Source organism: Pseudomonas tensinigenes (genome assembly GCF_014268445.2).
Lineage (GTDB): Bacteria > Pseudomonadota > Gammaproteobacteria > Pseudomonadales > Pseudomonadaceae > Aquipseudomonas > Aquipseudomonas tensinigenes.
Map to the genome: position 1 here is coordinate 1,637,429 of NZ_CP077089.1, position 17,225 is coordinate 1,654,653.

Annotated in this window: 16 protein-coding genes; 3 read left to right on the forward strand and 13 right to left on the reverse strand. The window is 60.1% G+C overall.

Going from position 1 to position 17,225, the window contains the following annotated elements; translation table 11 throughout:
* Window positions 1-321: 321 nt before the first annotated feature.
* Entirely contained in the window at window positions 322-888 is a 567-nt protein-coding gene (gene dcd / locus HU718_RS07185; protein WP_007918616.1) for a dCTP deaminase, read from the forward strand.
* A gap of 106 nt (window positions 889-994) precedes the next feature.
* Complete coding sequence (locus HU718_RS07190; protein WP_095119221.1) at window positions 995-1,204, forward strand: hypothetical protein; 210 nt, start codon at window positions 995-997, stop codon at window positions 1,202-1,204.
* A 46-nt stretch (window positions 1,205-1,250) separates the two neighbouring features.
* Here the strand turns inward: HU718_RS07190 and pdeM are convergent, their stop codons facing one another.
* The 11 genes from pdeM to HU718_RS07245 all read right to left on the reverse strand — a co-directional run bounded on the left by pdeM (window position 1,251) and on the right by HU718_RS07245 (window position 15,540).
* The gene (pdeM, locus tag HU718_RS07195) at window positions 1,251-1,907 is read right to left on the reverse strand and encodes a ligase-associated DNA damage response endonuclease PdeM (protein WP_186612566.1); all 657 of its coding nucleotides are present in this window, start codon (window positions 1,905-1,907) and stop codon (window positions 1,251-1,253) included.
* Window positions 1,904-4,393 (reverse strand): ligase-associated DNA damage response DEXH box helicase, encoded by a 2,490-nt coding sequence (locus HU718_RS07200; RefSeq protein ID WP_186612568.1) that lies wholly within the window; start codon window positions 4,391-4,393, stop codon window positions 1,904-1,906. The genes pdeM and HU718_RS07200 overlap by 4 nt, the downstream gene beginning before the upstream one ends.
* Before the next feature lie 193 nt (window positions 4,394-4,586).
* Entirely contained in the window at window positions 4,587-5,351 is a 765-nt protein-coding gene (locus HU718_RS07205) for an ABC transporter ATP-binding protein (protein WP_150706131.1), read from the reverse strand.
* 13 nt (window positions 5,352-5,364) lie between these two features.
* The gene (locus tag HU718_RS07210; protein ID WP_150729624.1) at window positions 5,365-6,483 is read right to left on the reverse strand and encodes a succinylglutamate desuccinylase/aspartoacylase family protein; all 1,119 of its coding nucleotides are present in this window, start codon (window positions 6,481-6,483) and stop codon (window positions 5,365-5,367) included.
* Window positions 6,484-6,496: 13 nt separating this feature from the next.
* On the reverse strand, window positions 6,497-7,207 hold the full coding sequence (locus HU718_RS07215; protein ID WP_016986412.1) for an ABC transporter permease: 711 nt from the start codon (window positions 7,205-7,207) through the stop codon (window positions 6,497-6,499).
* A complete protein-coding gene (locus tag HU718_RS07220; protein ID WP_150729622.1) occupies window positions 7,204-7,932 on the reverse strand; it encodes an ABC transporter permease in 729 nt (242 codons plus the stop codon). The genes HU718_RS07215 and HU718_RS07220 overlap by 4 nt, the downstream gene beginning before the upstream one ends.
* 56 nt (window positions 7,933-7,988) lie before the next feature.
* The gene (locus HU718_RS07225; RefSeq protein ID WP_007918608.1) at window positions 7,989-8,771 is read right to left on the reverse strand and encodes a transporter substrate-binding domain-containing protein; all 783 of its coding nucleotides are present in this window, start codon (window positions 8,769-8,771) and stop codon (window positions 7,989-7,991) included.
* A gap of 351 nt (window positions 8,772-9,122) precedes the next feature.
* A complete protein-coding gene (locus tag HU718_RS07230; protein ID WP_186612570.1) occupies window positions 9,123-10,811 on the reverse strand; it encodes an ATP-dependent DNA ligase in 1,689 nt (562 codons plus the stop codon).
* On the reverse strand, window positions 10,808-11,842 hold the full coding sequence (locus HU718_RS07235; protein WP_186612572.1) for a ligase-associated DNA damage response exonuclease: 1,035 nt from the start codon (window positions 11,840-11,842) through the stop codon (window positions 10,808-10,810). Before HU718_RS07235 ends, HU718_RS07230 begins: the two co-directional genes overlap by 4 nt.
* Window positions 11,843-12,253: 411 nt before the next feature.
* Window positions 12,254-14,704, reverse strand: a complete 2,451-nt coding sequence (locus tag HU718_RS07240; RefSeq protein WP_186612574.1) for a penicillin acylase family protein — start codon at window positions 14,702-14,704, stop codon at window positions 12,254-12,256.
* A gap of 191 nt (window positions 14,705-14,895) precedes the next feature.
* Entirely contained in the window at window positions 14,896-15,540 is a 645-nt protein-coding gene (locus tag HU718_RS07245) for a glutathione binding-like protein (RefSeq protein WP_186612576.1), read from the reverse strand.
* A gap of 154 nt (window positions 15,541-15,694) precedes the next feature.
* Between HU718_RS07245 and HU718_RS07250 the strand changes: the two genes are divergently transcribed.
* Entirely contained in the window at window positions 15,695-16,252 is a 558-nt protein-coding gene (locus HU718_RS07250; protein ID WP_186612774.1) for a cysteine hydrolase family protein, read from the forward strand.
* Between the two features lie 271 nt (window positions 16,253-16,523).
* On the opposite strand, the gene HU718_RS07255 is transcribed toward HU718_RS07250, so the two are convergent.
* Both HU718_RS07255 and HU718_RS07260 read right to left on the reverse strand, forming a co-directional pair.
* Window positions 16,524-16,727 (reverse strand): SEC-C metal-binding domain-containing protein, encoded by a 204-nt coding sequence (locus HU718_RS07255; protein ID WP_003198420.1) that lies wholly within the window; start codon window positions 16,725-16,727, stop codon window positions 16,524-16,526.
* Entirely contained in the window at window positions 16,724-17,218 is a 495-nt protein-coding gene (locus HU718_RS07260) for an LEA/WHy family protein (protein WP_186612578.1), read from the reverse strand. The genes HU718_RS07255 and HU718_RS07260 overlap by 4 nt, the downstream gene beginning before the upstream one ends.
* Between the last annotated feature and the right edge of the window lie 7 nt (window positions 17,219-17,225).

Below are 17,225 nucleotides of genomic sequence, written 5' to 3' on the forward strand. Positions count from 1 at the left end.
AGGAAGAACCCTGGCCGAGACTGAGTGCAAAGAGCAGGAAAAATTCTTGTAGATGGTTGGATCGAAATTCAACATATCGTGTAGAGATTCTCAGTGACACAAGCAACACAGTGACGCCACCTTAACCCAGTTTCCGAGAAGTGCCAATGCTTCTTGCGAAGGTTTCTCTGTTTTCGGGATCGGCGGTGTGACGGTTCGTCGCCAAAGCCCGTATTTCATGGGTGTTCGGCGAGAATTGCAGCCCGCACTTTGAACCGGGCGGCGCGCCCGGTAAGATGCCGGACAGAATTTTTCCACCTCGCTATTCAGGACACCCCCGCCATGAGCATCAAATCGGACAAGTGGATTCGCCGCATGGCGCAGGAACACGGCATGATCGAACCGTTCGTCGAGCGCCAGATGCGCGGCAGCGATGACAGCCGAGTGATCTCCTACGGTGTGTCGAGCTACGGCTACGACGTGCGCTGCACCAACCACTTCAAGGTGTTCACCAACATCAACTCGTCCATCGTCGACCCGAAAAACTTCGACCCGGGCAGCTTCGTCGACGTCCACAGCGACGTCTGCATCATTCCGCCGAACTCCTTTGCACTGGCCAGCACCGTCGAATACTTCCGTATTCCACGCAATGTGCTGACCATCTGCCTGGGTAAAAGCACCTACGCGCGTTGCGGCATCATCGTCAACGTAACGCCGCTCGAGCCAGAGTGGGAAGGCCACGTGACGCTGGAGTTCTCCAACACCACCAACCTGCCGGCGAAAATCTACGCCAACGAAGGCGTGGCACAGATGCTCTTCCTTGAATCCGACGAGGAATGCGAAGTGTCCTACAAGGATCGCGGCGGCAAGTACCAGGGTCAGCGCGGCGTCACTCTGCCGCGTACCTGATCGGTCCATCCGACAGATCGCGGGAATTCTTTGGCGGGCAGACACTCTATGGGGTGTACTGCCCGTTTTGCTTTCGGCGAAACGGGCCTTCGCCGAGGAGTGCCCTATGAAGATCGATCCGCAAATCACTGCCGAACTGGCAAGGCTCGAGCCCAATCAGATTGGCGTATTGGCCTGGTCATTGCTGGCGCATCCGGCGCTGAGCATGGCCGGCGGAATTCCCGGACAGCCCGATCCCGATACCCCTAACGAACAACCCACTGAACCTGGCGAACCGACTCTTCCGGACGAGCCGCCACCGGCTCCGGTTGCCTGATCTGCATTGAAAATGAATGGCCAGTCAGATGAGGTCTGCAGAGACTTCAACTGACTGGCCATATTTCGTTGTCACCGATGACGAAAATCCTGCAGCTTTCATCCCTCTCGACTGGATATCCCCCAGTAAAGGCGCCAAATGCCGGCAGCAGACTGATGCGTTCGCCGAGCCTGAAACACGCCAGGCGCAAGCTTTGTCGACCCTTGCCGTGCAGCCCATAGACCGGGTGTACGTGACCCGCCAGCACGTGCCTTTCAGGATGTGGGTCAGGTTCATGCTGCAAGGCGAATGGCCCGAGCAGCAGTGGTTCCGGCACTACACGGATGTTCAGCGATTCAGGCGGATCACCCGCGCGTTTGTCGTGGTTGCCGCGAATCAGCGTCATCGGCAGCTCCGCGTGGCGCGCACGCCATTGCGCCAGCGCACTCAGCGTCCCTGGGGCATGAGAGCCGGGCCCGTGCAGGAAATCCCCGAGAAAGATCAATAAACGGCAGGGCAGCTTTGCCAGCAGCCGATCAATCACGGCGATATTGCTCGCCGTGGTGCCGTGCGGGACCGGTTGCCCAAGACTGCGGTAAGCGGCGGCTTTGCCGAAATGCACATCGGCAATCAGTAATGCCTGCTGCGCGGGCCAGTACATGGCTTTTTCCGGCAAAAGCCAAAGTTCTTCGCCGGCCAGACGTACCGGGTAGCCTGAACTCATGGGGATTTATCCTTGTCGGCGCTGTTCTCCAGATCACCGACCATCCGTCGGATCCGGTCAGCGAGTTTTTCCGAACTCATGCTTTCGCGCATGCGCTCCACCAGCAACGGAAACCCTAGCGGTGTAGGACGTTTGAGCTGATGCACATCCAGTTTCATCCCGTTGATCCGCTCCAATGTCTGTTCCAGGCGACGAATATCCAGTTCTTCCCGTAGGACTTCTTCCCCGGCCTGCGCCAGTAACAGATTGTCGGCGTCGTATTGTTTGAACACTTCGAAGAACAGGCCGCTGGACGCCTGCACCTGTCGGGTGCTTTTCGGCGCGCCGGGGTAGCCGGCGAAGACCAGCCCGGCAATCCGCGCGATCTCGCGAAAACGCCGCAATGCCAGTTCACCGGCGTTCAGGCTGGCCAGAACGTCCGCTAATAAATCATCGGCATTGAAGAGATCGGCTTTCAAATACTCGGCCCAATCGATCGGCGTAGCGCTGAGCAATTCCAGGCCGTAATCGTTCACCGCAATGGAAAACGTCACGGGCTGCCGTTGACTGACGCGCCATGCCAACAGGCTCGCCAGGCCCAGATGCACCTGGCGCCCGGCAAACGGGTAGAGAAAAAGGTGCCAGCCTTCGCGGGATTTCAGCACTTCGGCCAACAGATTGTCTGTGGTGGGCAACCCCGACCAGCGCATCTGGGTTTCCAGCAACGGTCGCAACGCCTGCATTTCCGGGCCGACGAATTCACCCTGTGCCGCCGTACTGAAACGCCTGACCACGGCTTCGGCCAGCTCGTTGGAAAGTGGCATCCGCCCACCATTCCAGCGTGGTACGGCGGCTTTTTTCGCGGTGCTGCGTTTGACGTAAGCGGTCATGTTTTCCACCCGCACCAGCTCCAGCAAACGCCCGGCGAACAGAAAACCATCACCGGGTTTGAGCCGCGCAATAAAGCCTTCCTCGACACTGCCCAACTGTTTGCCACCGCCGCCCTTGCTCCAGAATTTCAGATGGATGCTCGCGTCGCTGACAATGGTGCCGATGCTCATGCGATGGCGCCGCGCCAATCGCGCATCCGGTACGCGCCAGACGCCGTGCTCGTCCGGTTCGACCCGGCGATAGTCCGGATAGGCTGTCAGAGACATCCCGCCATGGCGTACGAAAGCCAGCGCCCAAGCCCAATCGGCGGCTGTCAGGTCACGATAAGCCCAGGCGCCGCGGACTTCTTCGTACAACTCTTCAGGAATAAACCCACCACCGAGGGCCATGCTGACCAAATGTTGCACCAGCACATCCAGCGGTTTGTACGGTGACAGGCGCGGCTCGATGCGTCGTTGCTCGACGGCATCGCGGGCGGCGGCGGCTTCGATCAACTCAAGGCTGTGGGTCGGCACCAATGTCACTCGCGACGTGCGTCCTGGTGCGTGGCCTGAGCGACCGGCGCGTTGCATCAGGCGCGCGACACCTTTGGCCGAGCCAATTTGCAGCACGCGCTCGACCGGCAGGAAATCCACCCCCAGGTCCAGGCTTGAGGTGCAGACCACGGCTTTCAACTGCCCGTTCTTCAATGCCTGCTCCACCCAGTCGCGGGTATCTCTGGACAGTGAGCTGTGATGCAGGGCAATCAATCCGGCCCAGTCCGGCCGTGCTTCAAGCAGCGCCTGATACCAGATTTCCGATTGCGCCCGCGTATTGGTGAAGACCAAGGTGCTGGCGCAGGCATCCAGTTCGGCAACGACCTGCGGCAACATTTTCAGACCGATGTGCCCGGCCCAAGGGAAACGCTCAATGGCCGGTGGGAGGAGGGTGTCGACTTTCAGTGTTTTTTCGCTTTGTCCCTGAATGCTGATGCCGCCGCCCTGTGGGATCAGCACTTGTTCGGCGTGGGATTGATTACCGAGGGTGGCGGACACGCCCCAGACGATCAGCTCAGGTTGCCAATGCCGCAGGCGGGCGAGGGCCAGTTGCAGTTGCACGCCGCGTTTGTTGCCCAGCAGTTCGTGCCATTCATCGACGACGATCATGCGCAGACTCGCCAGCGCGACTTGTGCATCGGCACGAGCGAGCAGCAGGGTCAGGCTTTCCGGGGTGGTGATCAGCGTGGTTGGCAGGCGCCGGCTCTGGCGGGCGCGTTCGCTGCTGCTGGTGTCACCGGTGCGCAGGCCGATGCTCCACGGGATCTGCAAATCATCGACCGGCGCCTGCAAGGCGCGCGCGGTGTCGGCGGCGAGGGCGCGCATGGGCGTGATCCACAGGACGGTCAGCGGTTCGGCTGGCGGTTTGCGTTTGCGCGCAGATTCAACAGCCGCTGCGGGTTTAGCGAAGCGATTGAGTGCCGCGAACCACACAGCATAGGTTTTACCGGCACCGGTGCTGGCGTGGAGCAGACCGGATTCGCCGTTTTTCACCGCCGCCCACACCTGTTTCTGAAAGGCGAACGGCTTCCAGTCGCGGGCGCTGAACCAGATTTTTGCCAGGTCGGGGGATTTCGCCATGCGGGCTGCGCGCGCTCTGGAGGTGTTCTTCCAGTGACCGCGCGGCAGGTCGACAAGTTTGATTTTTGTCGGCGATGAAAAACGAATGTGGGAGCGAGCCTGCTCGCGAATGCGGTGTGTCAGCCTACAATTTCTTAACTGACACACCGCATTCGCGAGCAGGCTCGCTCCCACAGGGGGATTGTGTACGGCGTTATTTGAGATTGCCGCTGAGGAATTGCTTGAGGCGTTCGCTTTTCGGGTTGCCCAGCACTTCTTCGGGGGCGCCTTCTTCTTCCACCAAGCCTTGATGCAGAAACAACACCTGGCTGGAAACCTTACGAGCGAAGCTCATCTCATGGGTCACCATGATCATGGTCCGGCCTTCTTCGGCGAGTCCCTGAATCACCTTCAACACTTCCCCCACCAACTCCGGGTCGAGCGCCGAAGTCGGTTCATCGAACAACATCACCTCCGGCTCCATCGCCAACGCCCGTGCAATCGCCACGCGCTGCTGCTGGCCGCCCGACAAAAACGCCGGGTACTGATCCGCCACCCGCGCCGGCAAGCCGACCTTGTCCAGATAACGCCGCGCACGATCGTCGGCCTCCTGTTTGCTGCAACCCAGCACCCGGCGCGGGGCCATGGTGATGTTTTCCAGCACGGTCATGTGGCTCCACAGGTTGAAATGCTGGAACACCATCGCCAGACGTGTGCGCAGGCGTTGCAGTTCATCAGCGTCAGCGACGTGCATGCCGTGGCGGTCGGTGATCATGCGGATCGCCTGGCCATCGAGGCTCATGGCGCCGTCGTTGGGTTGTTCGAGAAAGTTGATGCAGCGCAAAAAAGTACTTTTGCCCGAGCCACTGGCGCCGATCAGGCTGATCACGTCGCCGGTCTTGGCCTTGAGCGACACGCCTTTGAGCACCTGATGGTCGCCATAGCTTTTGTGCAGGCCTTCAACGGTCAGTTTGTACATGGGACAGACATCCTCAAGGCGAAAGTAGGTAGCCGCTGCGATAGGCTTCAGCACCCGCAACATGGGCGATGACCATGCCGGCAGTGGCCATGCGGCGCAGCGAGCGGGCGTACATCACGCCGGCGCTGGTGCAATGAATAGGGGTGATGCGGTCGTTGATCGGGTCGATGATTTCGGCGATCTGTTGCCCGGCCTCCAGCACTTGCCCGGCCGTGGCGGTGTACACCAGCAGGCCGCCGACTGGGGTGGTCACCGGCTCGACTCCCGCGAGAGGCGTGGCCGGGAACGGCAATGGCGGCTGCGGTTTGGTCTCACCGACGATCGCATCGGACTGGATCAGGTAGTCGATCAGCGCCTGGCAGTCGCGACTGGCCAGCGGATGGCTGACATCACCCTGGCCGCGCAACTCAACGGTCACCGAGAAACTGCCGAGCGGAATTTCAAAGTGTTCGCCGAAGCGTTCCTTCAGTTGCCACCACAGCAGGGTGAAGCATTCATCGAACGACTGGCCGCCGGAATCGGTGGCCAGCAGGCTCGCCTGAGCTTCGATGTAGCGCGCCAGCGGTTCGACCTGCGGCCACGCTTCGGGCGTGGTGTAGAGGTGCACCACTGATTCGAAGTCGCAATGCAGGTCGAGCACCATGTCCGCATCACAGGCCAGCCGTTGCAGGGTCAGACGCTGGGATTGCAGTTGCGTGCTGGCGGTCTGGCGGGCGAGAGCGTTGCGCAGATGCGTGCGGATCAGTTCGAGGTTGTGCTGTGGATCGTCATTCAGCTTGCCCTCGATGGCGTTGCCGATCTCTTCGCTGAGATCGACGAACCAGCGGTTGAAGTTCTGCCCGCTCTCCAGTTCGTAGCGGCCCAGTGGCACGTCCATCAGCACTTGTTCGAGGCCGACCGGGTTGGCCACTGGCACCAGCACGATTTGGCTGCGCAGGCGGCCGGCGGCTTCCAGCTCGGCCAGCCGCTGTTTGAGATGCCAGGCGACGAGCATGCCCGGCAGTTCGTCGGCATGCAGCGAAGACTGAATGTAAACCTTGCCCTTGGCCTGCTCCGGGCCGAAGTGGAAGCTGTGGATCTGTCGTGCGGTCCCCGGCAGCGGGGCCAGCAAGTCATGGATCAGGTGGCGCATTTGCGAAGTTGTCCTAGTGAGTCGGGCCGAGGAAGGCCAGCCATCGGCGTTCGGCAAGGCGGAACAGGCCGACCAGCGCAAAGGTAATGGTCAGGTAGATCAGCGCGGCGATGCCGAACGACTGAAAGGTCAGGAAGGTCGCCGAGTTGGCGTCCCGCGCGACTTTCAGGATATCGGGGATGGTCGCGGTGAAGGCCACGGTGGTCGAGTGCAGCATCAGGATCACTTCGTTGCTGTAATACGGCAACGAACGGCGCAGCGCCGACGGCATGATCACGTAGGCATACAGCTTCCAGCCGGTCAGCCCGTAAGCCTTGGCCGCTTCGACTTCGCCGTGGTTCATGCTGCGAATCGCCCCGGCGAAAATCTCCGTGGTGTAGGCGCAGGTGTTGAGGGCGAAGGCGAGGATCGTGCAGTTCATCGCATCGCGGAAGAAGCTGTCGAGCAGCGGCTGCGCACGCACGGCGGCGAGGCTGTAAATGCCGGTGTAGCAAATCAGCAACTGGATATACAGCGGCGTGCCACGGAACAGGTAGGTGTAAAACTGCACCGGCCAGCGAATGTAGAAGTGCGGCGAAACCCGCGCGATCGACAGCGGAATCGACACCAGGAAACCGATGAAGATCGAGGCGCTGAGCAGCCACAGCGTCATCGCCAGCCCGGTGATGTTCTGGCCGTCGGTATAAAGGAAGGCGCGCCAATATTCCTGCAAGAGTTCGATCATCGTACGGCCTCCCGGGCACCGGCGGCGTAGCGGCGTTCGAGCCAGCGCAGGATGAAATTCGAGGCACTGGTGATCAGCAGATAGATCAACGCGGCGAGAACCAGGAAGTAGAACAGTTGATAAGTGCTTTTACCGGCGTCCTGCGCGGCTTTGACCAGGTCGGCGAGGCCGATGATCGACACCAGCGCGGTGGCCTTGAGCATCACCATCCAGTTGTTGCCGATACCCGGCAGGGCGAAGCGCATCATTTGCGGAAACACCACGTAGCGAAAGCGCTGGCCGCGTTTGAGGCCATAGGCAGTCGCGGCTTCAACCTGACCGCGCGGCACTGCGAGAATCGCGCCACGAAAGGTTTCGGTGAAATACGCGCCATAGATGAAGCCCAGGGTCAGCACCCCGGCGCTGAACGGGTCGATCTCGATGTATTCCCATTCCAGGTAATCGGTCAGCGTCGTCAGCCAGGTTTGCAGGCTGTAGAAAATCAGCAGCATCAGCACCAGATCCGGCACCCCGCGAATCAGCGTGGTGTAGAGCTGGGCGGGCAGGCGCACCAGTTTGACTTTTGACAGCTTGGCACTGGCGCCGAGCAGGCCGAGCAACACGGCCACCAGCAGCGACAACGCCGATAATTTGATGGTCATCCAGGTGCCTTCCAACAGCAAAGGGCCAAAACCCTTGAGGCTGAAGGCTGCGAGCCCCAGATTTTGTAAGAGGTTTTCAAACATAAATCAGCAACCTGAGCGGATGGAAAAGGCGCCCATCGAGGATGGGCGCCGGGGCATTATTTGCCGCTGTACAGATTCAGATCGCCAAAGTGTTTCTTTTGAATCTCGGCGTATTTGCCATCATCGTGTAACGCTTTGATACCTTTATCTAAAAGCGCTTTCAGCTCAGTGTTACCTTTCTTAATACCGACAGCGGTTTTGGCTGGCAGCAATTCGCTGTCGACTGGCTTGCTGACGTCATAGTCGGCGCCCTGTGGCGACTTCAAAAAGCCCAGTTCGGCTTGCAGCATGTCCTGAATGCCCGCGTCGAGACGGCCGGAGGTCAGGTCGGAATACACCTGATCCTGGTTCTGATAGGCCTGGGTTTTCACGCCGGCCTTGTCCAGCACGGCTTTGGCGTAGGCTTCTTGAATGGTGCCCTGCTCGTAGCCGACGGTTTTGCCCTTGAGGGACGCTACGTCTGCGGTGATGCCGGAACCTTTCTTGAACACGTAAGCGGTCGGGCCGGAGAACAGCTCGCTGGAGAAGTCGATGACTTTTTCGCGGGCCGGGGTCACGGTCATCGACGAGATCACACCGTCGAATTTGTTGGCCTTGAGGCCCGGAATCATGCCGTCGAAGTCACTTTCGACCCACTTGCACTTGACCTTCAGTTCGGCGCAGATCGCGTTGCCCAGGTCGATGTCGAAGCCCACCAGGCTGCCGTCGGCCGCTTTCGACTCGAACGGTGCGTACGAAGGGTCAACGCCAAAGCGCAGCTCTTTGTATTCCTTGGCCAGCGCGGAGCCAGCGGCCATGCACAACGCCAGTGCAGAAAGGGTCAGCAATGCTTTTTTCATTATTCAATCCCTAAGAACCAATATGAGCGCTTGTGGCGCAGAATTATTGTTACTGGAACGCGTACGACCTATAGAAAGTAGCAATTTCCGAACCAGAGTCCCGAACAAGTGTTTTAAAAGGTGAGGAGAGCTACAAGATCAATGGATGAGTGCACGAAAAGGGGCGCGGCAGAAAGCGTGCACTGATTTGTGGCTTATCGGGGACAGGCAAGCAGATCGCTGATCGTTCCCACGCTCTGCGTGGTAATGCAGCCCGGGACGCTCCGCTTCCCCTCCAAGGCCGAACGCGGAGCGTCCGTTGAGGCATTCCCACGCGCAGCGTGCGAACGATCAATGTCCCGGGAAACGGGGTCAGGCCAGCAGATCTTGCAGTGTGGCGAGGCTATCGGCTTCATCCACGGTCTTGTCCTGACGCCAACGCAACATCCGTGGAAAACGCACGGCAATTCCGCTCTTGTGCCGCCGTGACAGGGCGATGCCTTCGAAACCCAGCTCAAACACCAGACTCGGCTTCACACTGCTCACCGGGCCGAATTTTTCCACGGTGGTCTTGCGCACAATGCTGTCGACCTGGCGCATCTCTTCATCTGTCAGCCCCGAATACGCCTTGGCGAACGGCACCAGCGCGCGCTGACTCGAATCGGGCGGGCCGTCCCACACGGCAAAGGTGTAATCGCTATACAGACTGGCCCGGCGACCATGACCGCGCTGCGCATAAATCAACACGGCATCGACACTGAACGGATCGACTTTCCACTTCCACCACACGCCCATGTCCTTGGTGCGGCCGACGCCGTACAGCGAATCGCGCGCCTTGAGCATCATGCCTTCAACGCCCAAGCGTCGTGAGGCTTCGCGCTGGCGGGCGAGGTCGAACCAGTCGCTGCCGGTCAGCACCGGTGAGGGCAGCAGCACCGGGCTGTTACAGCGGGCGATGACCTCTTCCAGTTGCGCGCGGCGCTTGGCTTGCGGCTGGTTACGCCAGTCATCGCCTTGCCATTCGAGCAAGTCGTAGGCGAGCACCACCACTGGCACGTCTTCGAGGATTTTTTTGTCGAGGGTTTTGCGACCGATACGTTGCTGCAGCAAGGCGAAGGGTTGCACCGCCGGTGGTTCGGTCGATTGCGGATCAAAGGCGTCTTCAGTGCGCGGATGCGTGCTTTTCCACACGACGATTTCGCCGTCGATCACCGTGCCGTCGGGCAAGCCGTGTACCAGCACATCCAGTTCGGGAAAACGCTCGGTCACCAGTTCTTCGCCACGCGACCAGATCCACAGCCGGCCTTCACGCTTGACCACTTGCGCGCGGATGCCATCCCATTTCCATTCAATCTGCCAGTTACTGGCAGGGCCGATCAGCGTTTCAAACTCTTCGACCGGTTGCGACAACGCGTGGGCGAGGAAAAACGGGTAGGGCTGACCGCCACGCTGGGCATGTTCATCGCTGGACTCAGGGGCAATCAGTTTCAAGTAACTGGCCGCGCTCGGCCGGTTCGACAGGTCGGTGTAACCGACCAAGCGCTGCGCCACACGTTTGCTGTCCAGTCCGGCCATCGAGGCCAGGGCCCGGGTGACCAGCAATTTCGAGACGCCGACGCGGAAACTGCCGGTGATCAATTTGATGCACAGCATCAGGCTCGATCGATCCAGTTGCGCCCACAGTGCGGGCAGTTGTCGGCTGAGGTATTCCGGAGTTTCACCGCGTAGCGGCAGGAGTTTGTCTTCGATCCACTCGGCGAGGCCGGCGTCGGAACTGTGCGGGTTTTCCGCGAGCACCAGCGAAATGGTTTCCGCCAGGTCACCGACCGCTTGATAGCTTTCTTCGAACAGCCACGGTTCCAGGCCGGAAATCTCGACAGCCAGTTCGCGCAGGATTCTCACTGGGACCAGTTGCCGGGGCCGGCCACCGGAGAGAAAGTACACCGCCCACGCGGCGTCATGCGGTTCGGCCTGAGCGAAGTAAGCCTGCATCGCCGCCAGTTTGGCGTTGCTTGACGTGGTTGCGTCGAGTTCAGCATACAACTCGGCGAATGCTTTCATGCTGGCATCTCGGCGATGGTCGGTTCGGCAGCGATGTTTTCTTCTTCGTCATCGCCGTATTCGGTGTTGAAACCCTGGGCATCCAGACCCTGTTCGCGCAGATGCCGTACGAGCACACCGATCGAACCGTGGGTGACCATCACCCGTTCCGCACCGGTTTGCTCGATCGCCCAGAGCAGGCCGGGCCAGTCGGCGTGATCGGAGAGCACGAAACCGCGATCCACACCGCGCCGCCGTCGGGTGCCGCGCAATCGCATCCAGCCACTGGCAAACGCGTCGCTGAACTCGCCGAAGCGACGCATCCAGGTGCTGCCTCCCGCTGAGGGCGGGGCGATGACCAGGGCCTGGCGCATGATCGGATCGCTTTTTTTCACGTCGCCGGCGTAGATCGTCGGCGGCAGGTACACGCCCGCCTCGCGATAGACCCGGTTCAGCGGTTCGACCGCACCGTGGCTGAGGATCGGGCCGAGGCTTTCGTCGATGCCGTGGAGAATTCGCTGGGCCTTGCCGAACGAGTAGCAGAACAACACGCTGGCCTTGCCGGCGGCGATGTTCGCCGCCCACCACTGATTGATCTCGCTGAACACCTGCACCTGTGGCTGCCAGCGATAGATCGGCAGGCCGAAGGTCGATTCGGTGATGAAGGTGTGGCAACGCACCGGTTCGAACGGGGCGCAGGTGCCATCCGGTTCGATCTTGTAATCGCCGGACGCCACCCAGACTTCGCCACCGTATTCCAAGCGTACTTGCGCCGAACCGAGCACGTGGCCGGCGGGGTGAAAACTCAGGGTGACACCGTGGTGCGTCAGGCGCTGGCCGTAGGCGAGGGTTTGCAGATTGATGTCCTGCCCCAGCCGCGCGCGCAGAATCCCTTCGCTGGCGCTGCTGGCGAGGTAATGCTGGTTGCCGGTGCGGGCGTGATCGCCGTGGGCATGGGTAATGACCGAGCGCTCGACGGGGCGCCACGGGTCAATGTAGAAATCTCCCGCAGGGCAATAAAGGCCTTCGGGGCGGGCGATAACAAGGTCCATGTCATTACCAGAATGGAGGGCTTGTTAGCTATGAGGTTGGTGCGTGTTCAGAAGTTCTATCGACTTTGAAGAGCAACCCTCACCCCAGCCCTCTCCCGGAGGGAGAGGGGGCTGACCGAGGTGTCTGGGAGAGCTACGCCGACGTGAAATACCGAGTCGAGCACAGATTCTGGACCAGATCAAAAGCCCCTCACCCCAGCCCTCTCCCCGAGGGAGAGGGGGCCGACCGAGGTGTCTGGCGCGCTACATCGACCTGAAAAACCGGGTCGATTATGGATTCGGCAAGGCACGAACCGAGTTGATTCTGGATTCGGCAGTGCACGTTAAGGTCGGCGTATGTCCCAAGCATCCCCCAATCAGTCCCCTCTCCCTTTGGGAGAGGGTTAGGGTGAGGGGCTTTTGACGTTCAGCTTATTTGCCAGGAGTAAGAGTCAGGCGAGTCTTGCCATACACCCGATCAAAGTTCTGCGGCTGCATCGGCAAACCGATGTATTGGCCTTTGAGCCACGCATCGATGCCATTGAGGTAATTCGGGCTGACCGGATTCCCCGATTGCCCCGTACCGTTCTGCCCCATCAGCGGTTCGGTCTGACCGAAGTCGACGATGAAGCGCATCGACGGCGCGCGGGTGGTGGTGAAGTCCTGACCCCAAGCGAACGCCGAAGTGTTCAACGTCGTGTGATCGCCACCGGCCGCCAGCGGCCCACGCACGATCTGACCATTGCTGTTCTTCCACGCATAGCTGTGCAATTTGCCCCACTGCCAGGTTCTGTGATCGCCACCCAACTGACTCTCGCCAGCGCTGATCGCTGCGGCAAAGCTGCGGGCGAGAATCACGGCTTTGTCCTCTTTCTGCGGCGTGCGAATGTCATCCCAGAACGGACTGTCTTCACGCCCCAACAGATGATCGGCCTGCGCCGCATAAGACAAATCACCATTGGCAATAAACGCTTTCCACGCCGGGCTCGATTCCGGGCCGAGTTCGTCAAGGAAGATCTGCTTCATGCTTTCCTGCAGGAACAACTCATAGATCGCCGCATCCGCCGAGGTCGGGCTGAGCTTGCCGTCGAATGCCATCAATCGCGTGAACGCCTCGCGTGCCTTGCTGCGATCCGCTTCCGGCAGGGTATCGATCGCCTGTTTCAGCGGTTGCTTCATGCCCGGCGCTTCGAAGACTTTCTTCAGCTTGGCGGCGAAGGTGGTGGTCTGGTCGTACTGCATGGCGATCACGCTGCGGCTGTCGTGCTTGCCGCTGCCGGCCAGTTCGGCCAGACGTTCGCCGCGCTCCGGCGCTGCCCAGGAGTTGGACAGTTGCATGCCGTAGCCGTGAGGAATCACCCGCTGGTTGGCGGTGCCGAGCCAGCCTTGCGCCGGGTCCTGATCGTACGGGTGCAGCATCGGGTCGGCGTAACCGTCCCAGTCGTAACGACCTTCCCAGCCCGGCGACGGCAGCAGGCCTTCGCCTTCACGGCGGTTGGGGAAACGCCCGGTGACCTGCCAACCAATATTGCTCGCATCGGCGAACACCAGATTCAAGGCGATGGCGCGGATCTCGCGGCTGGCATCCGAGGCGCGCTCGACGGTTTGCGCACGGGTCAGATCAAAAAACGCATCCAGCGACTTGTCGTCGGTGAAGCTCGGCGTCTGCAAGGCCAGACCGAAACCATTGCCCTGCGCCGCTGCCTGAGCACTGTTGAGCAGCGCGCCGTGACGGGTTTCGTACACCGCTTCGCGAATCGGCCGCTGGCCTTTGACGAAGTAGGTTTCGTTACGCACGCCCAGCGGTTGCCATTTGCCGTTGACCTCGTAGGTCAGGCTGCTGCCCTGGCGGCGGATTTTTTCCAGGAACAGATCCTGGTTGTCGCCGAGCACGCTGGTCATGCTCCACGCCACTTTGCCGTTGAAGCCACCGAGGACCAGCGGCAAACCGGCCACGGTAACGCCGGCGGCTTGATATTTCGGTGCGCGGATCTGCACGAAGCTCCACAACGATGGCGCGGCGAGCGGCCCATGGGCGTCGCTGGCCAGCAGGCTCTTGCCGCTGCGGCTGCGTTGCGGAGCGATCGCCCAGTTGTTCGAAGACGTGGTGCCGAGCAGGTTCAGCGCCGACAGTTGCTGGCTGGCGCTGCTCAGCTCGGTCAGTCCCGGGATCTGCCCGTTGAGCTTGAGGCCTTGCAGCTTGTCAGCCTCGGCCAGTGGCAGGTTTTCGTCGGGTGCGGACGGCGTCAGCCAGGCGAGCTTGTCGCTGGTCACGGTTTGCGCGAGCACCAAGGATTCAATTTCTTCCGGCAGGTTGGCCGACTGGCTGAAATTCAGCAGGGCGAAAATCAGCGCCGAATCTTCCGGTTTCCAGTATTCAGGCTTGTAGCCGCTGGAGGCGAGGTCGCCCGGCAACTTGTCGGCGTAGCGGAACAGGTAGGCGTTGACACCCCGCGCATAGACTTCGAAGAAACGCTTGAGGCGTGGTGACGAAGCCTTGTACAGCTCGCCGGCGCTTTTCTTCAGATTGACCGCGCGCATGTAGCGGTCGGCATCGAGCATCGATGCGCCGGACATTTCCGCCAGACGGCCCTGAGCGAGCAAACGCAGGGTAACCATCTGGTTGATGCGGTCGCTGGCATGGACGTAGCCGAGGCTGAACAGTGCGTCATGGAACGTGTTGCTTTCGATCAGCGGCATGCCCATGGCATTGCGGCGTACCGATACGTTCTGCGCCAGGCCCTTGAGCGGCTGCACGCCGGAGGTCGGCGGGAGGGTGTCCTGAGCGTTCCAGGTCTGGCAACCGGACAGGCCCAAAACACCGGCCACTGCTGCGGCAACGCCGAACCGGGGAAGAAAATGTGTGAGGGCTGGCGAGGCCATGGCAAAGCTCCTGCGGGGGGTAGCGTCAGTAAAGGCGCTACGTTAGTGAGCAGGAGGTGGCCGCGCAAGCGGGGGCGGGGGTTATTTGCGTATTTCTGTCGAATGGAAAAGATCGCAGCCTGCGACAGCTCCTACATAAGCATGCATTCCCTTGTAGGAGTTGCCGAAGGCTGCGATCTTTTGCCGTTCAATCAAACCTTCGGTGGATTGATTTTCTGCACCAGCGCGTAGGCCTTAACGGTGGCCGGGCGATCCTTGATGTGGTTGAACCAGCGCTGCACATGCGGGAAGTCTTCAAGGTTCTGGCTTTGCCATTTGTGCGAGACGATCCACGGATAGATCGCCATGTCGGCAATGCTGTACTCGCTGCCGGCGACGAATTCGTTATCAGCCAATTGCTTGTTCAACACGCCATACAAACGTGCGGTCTCGTCGATGTAGCGCTTGATCGCGTAGGGGATTCTCTCCGGGGCGAACTGGCTGAAGTGGTGATTCTGCCCGGCCATCGGCCCCAGTCCGCCCATTTGCCAGAACAGCCATTGCAGCGCCGTTTGCCGACCGCGCAGGTCTTGGGGCAGAAACTTCCCGGTCTTCTCCGCCAGATACAAAAGAATCGCCCCGGACTCGAACAGCGACAACGGTTCGCCGCCATCGGCCGGTTCATGATCGACGATGGCCGGGATGCGGTTGTTCGGGGCGATCTTCAGAAAGTGTGGCTGAAACTGCTCACCCTGACTGATGTTGATCGGGTGCACGTTGTACGGCAGGCCGGCTTCTTCGAGGAACAGGGAGATCTTGTGGCCGTTGGGGGTGGTCCAGTAATACAGGTCGATCATGGAGAACTCCAAAGCAGAAATGCAGAAATGGACTTGCGTGCGGACAGCAAACGCCGGCGTCAGGTCGTCCCGTGTGCGTTCGATAGCTTGCCTGTTAGGAAGAGGTGATGCTGAACTGCGCAGAATTCAATGACCCCGCATGAGAAAAATCGCCATGGAGCTTCAGGCCAACGCTGCACTGATCATCATCGACCAGCAAAAAGGCATCCTGCAGCCGCGTTTGGGACGAAGGAATAATCCTCAGGCGGAAGAGCGAATCCTTGATCTGCTGGGGCTGTGGCGGCGTAGCGCAAGGCCGGTGATTCATGTGCAACATCTGTCGCGTGAACCAAATTCGGTGTTTTGGCCAGAGCAGGAAGGGGTGGAGTTTCAAGAGAGGTTTTTGCCGCAGGACGGTGAATGGCTGATTCAGAAACAGGTGCCGGATGCGTTTTGTGCCACTGGATTAGAGGCGCGGTTGCGCGAGGCGGGCATCTCGCAATTGATCATTGTCGGTGTGGCGACGAACAACTCAGTGGAGTCAACGGCACGTACGGCGGGCAATCTTGGGTTTGATGCATGGGTGGTTGAGGATGCGTGCTTCACCTTCGACAAGGCCGATTATTTCGGCACGTTGCGTACGGCTGAAGAGGTGCACGGGATGTCGCTGGGGAATCTGGATGGGGAGTATGCGACGGTGTTCAGTGCGAAGCAGATTCTTGCGGCGGGCTGAATAACTTCGCCGTATGTGCCGGCCCCTTCGCGAGCAAGCTCGCTCCCACAGGGGATTGCATTGCAACTGAAGAAACCCGCTCACCTGTAGGAGTGAGCCTGCTCGCGAAAGCGGTCTGTCAGGCGACAACGATGTTGAATGTGGCGGCCTCATGGCGAGCAGGCTCACTCCTACAGGAAATGCATTCCAACTGGAGGAACTCGATTGACTGTGGGAGCGAGCCTGCTCGCGAAAGTGGTCTGTCAGGCGAAACGACTGTCCGCCCCGGGTATCAAGCGCCGTGGCACTTCTTGAATTTCTTGCCGTTGCCGCATGGGCAAGGGTCGTTGCGGCCGACGTCTTTCAGGGCGTTGCGCACCGGTTCCTGGTGGGCGTGGCCGCAGTTCGGGCCGTGCACATGGCCGTGGTCGTGGTCGTGATGATGGTCATGATCGTGGTTGCAGTCAGGGCCATGGACATGAGGTTGCTGAGTCATCGGTGTTGCTCCGGAATTAAATCGGCGGGGATTATCACGCCATTGCGCTCAAGGTGCACGTAGTGGGCGATGAATAAACCGGTTTCCATCTCGCCCTGCAAACGATAGGGAATCTGCTGATTCGGATTTTTCAGCATTTTCACCACGTCTTTTACCTTCGGCCACAGGTTGGTGCGGATCGGCACTTTGAAGTACGCACTGCGTTTCGGCCCGACGGTGAACCAGTGTTCATGCTCGCCTTCAGCCAGCAACATGTCCGCCAGATGAATACGGTATTCGAGGCCGCGTACGGTCAGGTCGCTGTCGTTGGGATTGTCGATGCGAAAGTGCAGGATGAACTTCTGTTCGAGCAGTTTGGCGCGCACCACTTCGACTTTCACCAGGTGCACGGTGGGGTCGACGCTGTCATCGCTGAACCACGACGCACAACCGCCGAGGTTCAGGATCAGCATCAGGGTGAAAACCTGGAATGTGCGCCATTGACTGAGCATCGAGTAA

What these genes read in the sequence shown, in the direction of transcription:
- dcd (WP_007918616.1), top strand. Translation starts at nt 322, where the DNA reads ATGAGCATCAAATCGGACAAGTGGATTCGCCGCATGGCGCAGGAACAC.
- HU718_RS07190 (WP_095119221.1), top strand. Translation starts at nt 995, where the DNA reads ATGAAGATCGATCCGCAAATCACTGCCGAACTGGCAAGGCTCGAGCCC.
- pdeM (WP_186612566.1), bottom strand. Translation starts at nt 1,907, where the DNA reads ATGAGTTCAGGCTACCCGGTACGTCTGGCCGGCGAAGAACTTTGGCTT.
- HU718_RS07200 (WP_186612568.1), bottom strand. Translation starts at nt 4,393, where the DNA reads ATGGCGAAATCCCCCGACCTGGCAAAAATCTGGTTCAGCGCCCGCGAC.
- HU718_RS07205 (WP_150706131.1), bottom strand. Translation starts at nt 5,351, where the DNA reads ATGTACAAACTGACCGTTGAAGGCCTGCACAAAAGCTATGGCGACCAT.
- HU718_RS07210 (WP_150729624.1), bottom strand. Translation starts at nt 6,483, where the DNA reads ATGCGCCACCTGATCCATGACTTGCTGGCCCCGCTGCCGGGGACCGCA.
- HU718_RS07215 (WP_016986412.1), bottom strand. Translation starts at nt 7,207, where the DNA reads ATGATCGAACTCTTGCAGGAATATTGGCGCGCCTTCCTTTATACCGAC.
- HU718_RS07220 (WP_150729622.1), bottom strand. Translation starts at nt 7,932, where the DNA reads ATGTTTGAAAACCTCTTACAAAATCTGGGGCTCGCAGCCTTCAGCCTC.
- HU718_RS07225 (WP_007918608.1), bottom strand. Translation starts at nt 8,771, where the DNA reads ATGAAAAAAGCATTGCTGACCCTTTCTGCACTGGCGTTGTGCATGGCC.
- HU718_RS07230 (WP_186612570.1), bottom strand. Translation starts at nt 10,811, where the DNA reads ATGAAAGCATTCGCCGAGTTGTATGCTGAACTCGACGCAACCACGTCA.
- HU718_RS07235 (WP_186612572.1), bottom strand. Translation starts at nt 11,842, where the DNA reads ATGGACCTTGTTATCGCCCGCCCCGAAGGCCTTTATTGCCCTGCGGGA.
- HU718_RS07240 (WP_186612574.1), bottom strand. Translation starts at nt 14,704, where the DNA reads ATGGCCTCGCCAGCCCTCACACATTTTCTTCCCCGGTTCGGCGTTGCC.
- HU718_RS07245 (WP_186612576.1), bottom strand. Translation starts at nt 15,540, where the DNA reads ATGATCGACCTGTATTACTGGACCACCCCCAACGGCCACAAGATCTCC.
- HU718_RS07250 (WP_186612774.1), top strand. Translation starts at nt 15,695, where the DNA reads ATGGAGCTTCAGGCCAACGCTGCACTGATCATCATCGACCAGCAAAAA.
- HU718_RS07255 (WP_003198420.1), bottom strand. Translation starts at nt 16,727, where the DNA reads ATGACTCAGCAACCTCATGTCCATGGCCCTGACTGCAACCACGATCAT.
- HU718_RS07260 (WP_186612578.1), bottom strand. Translation starts at nt 17,218, where the DNA reads ATGCTCAGTCAATGGCGCACATTCCAGGTTTTCACCCTGATGCTGATC.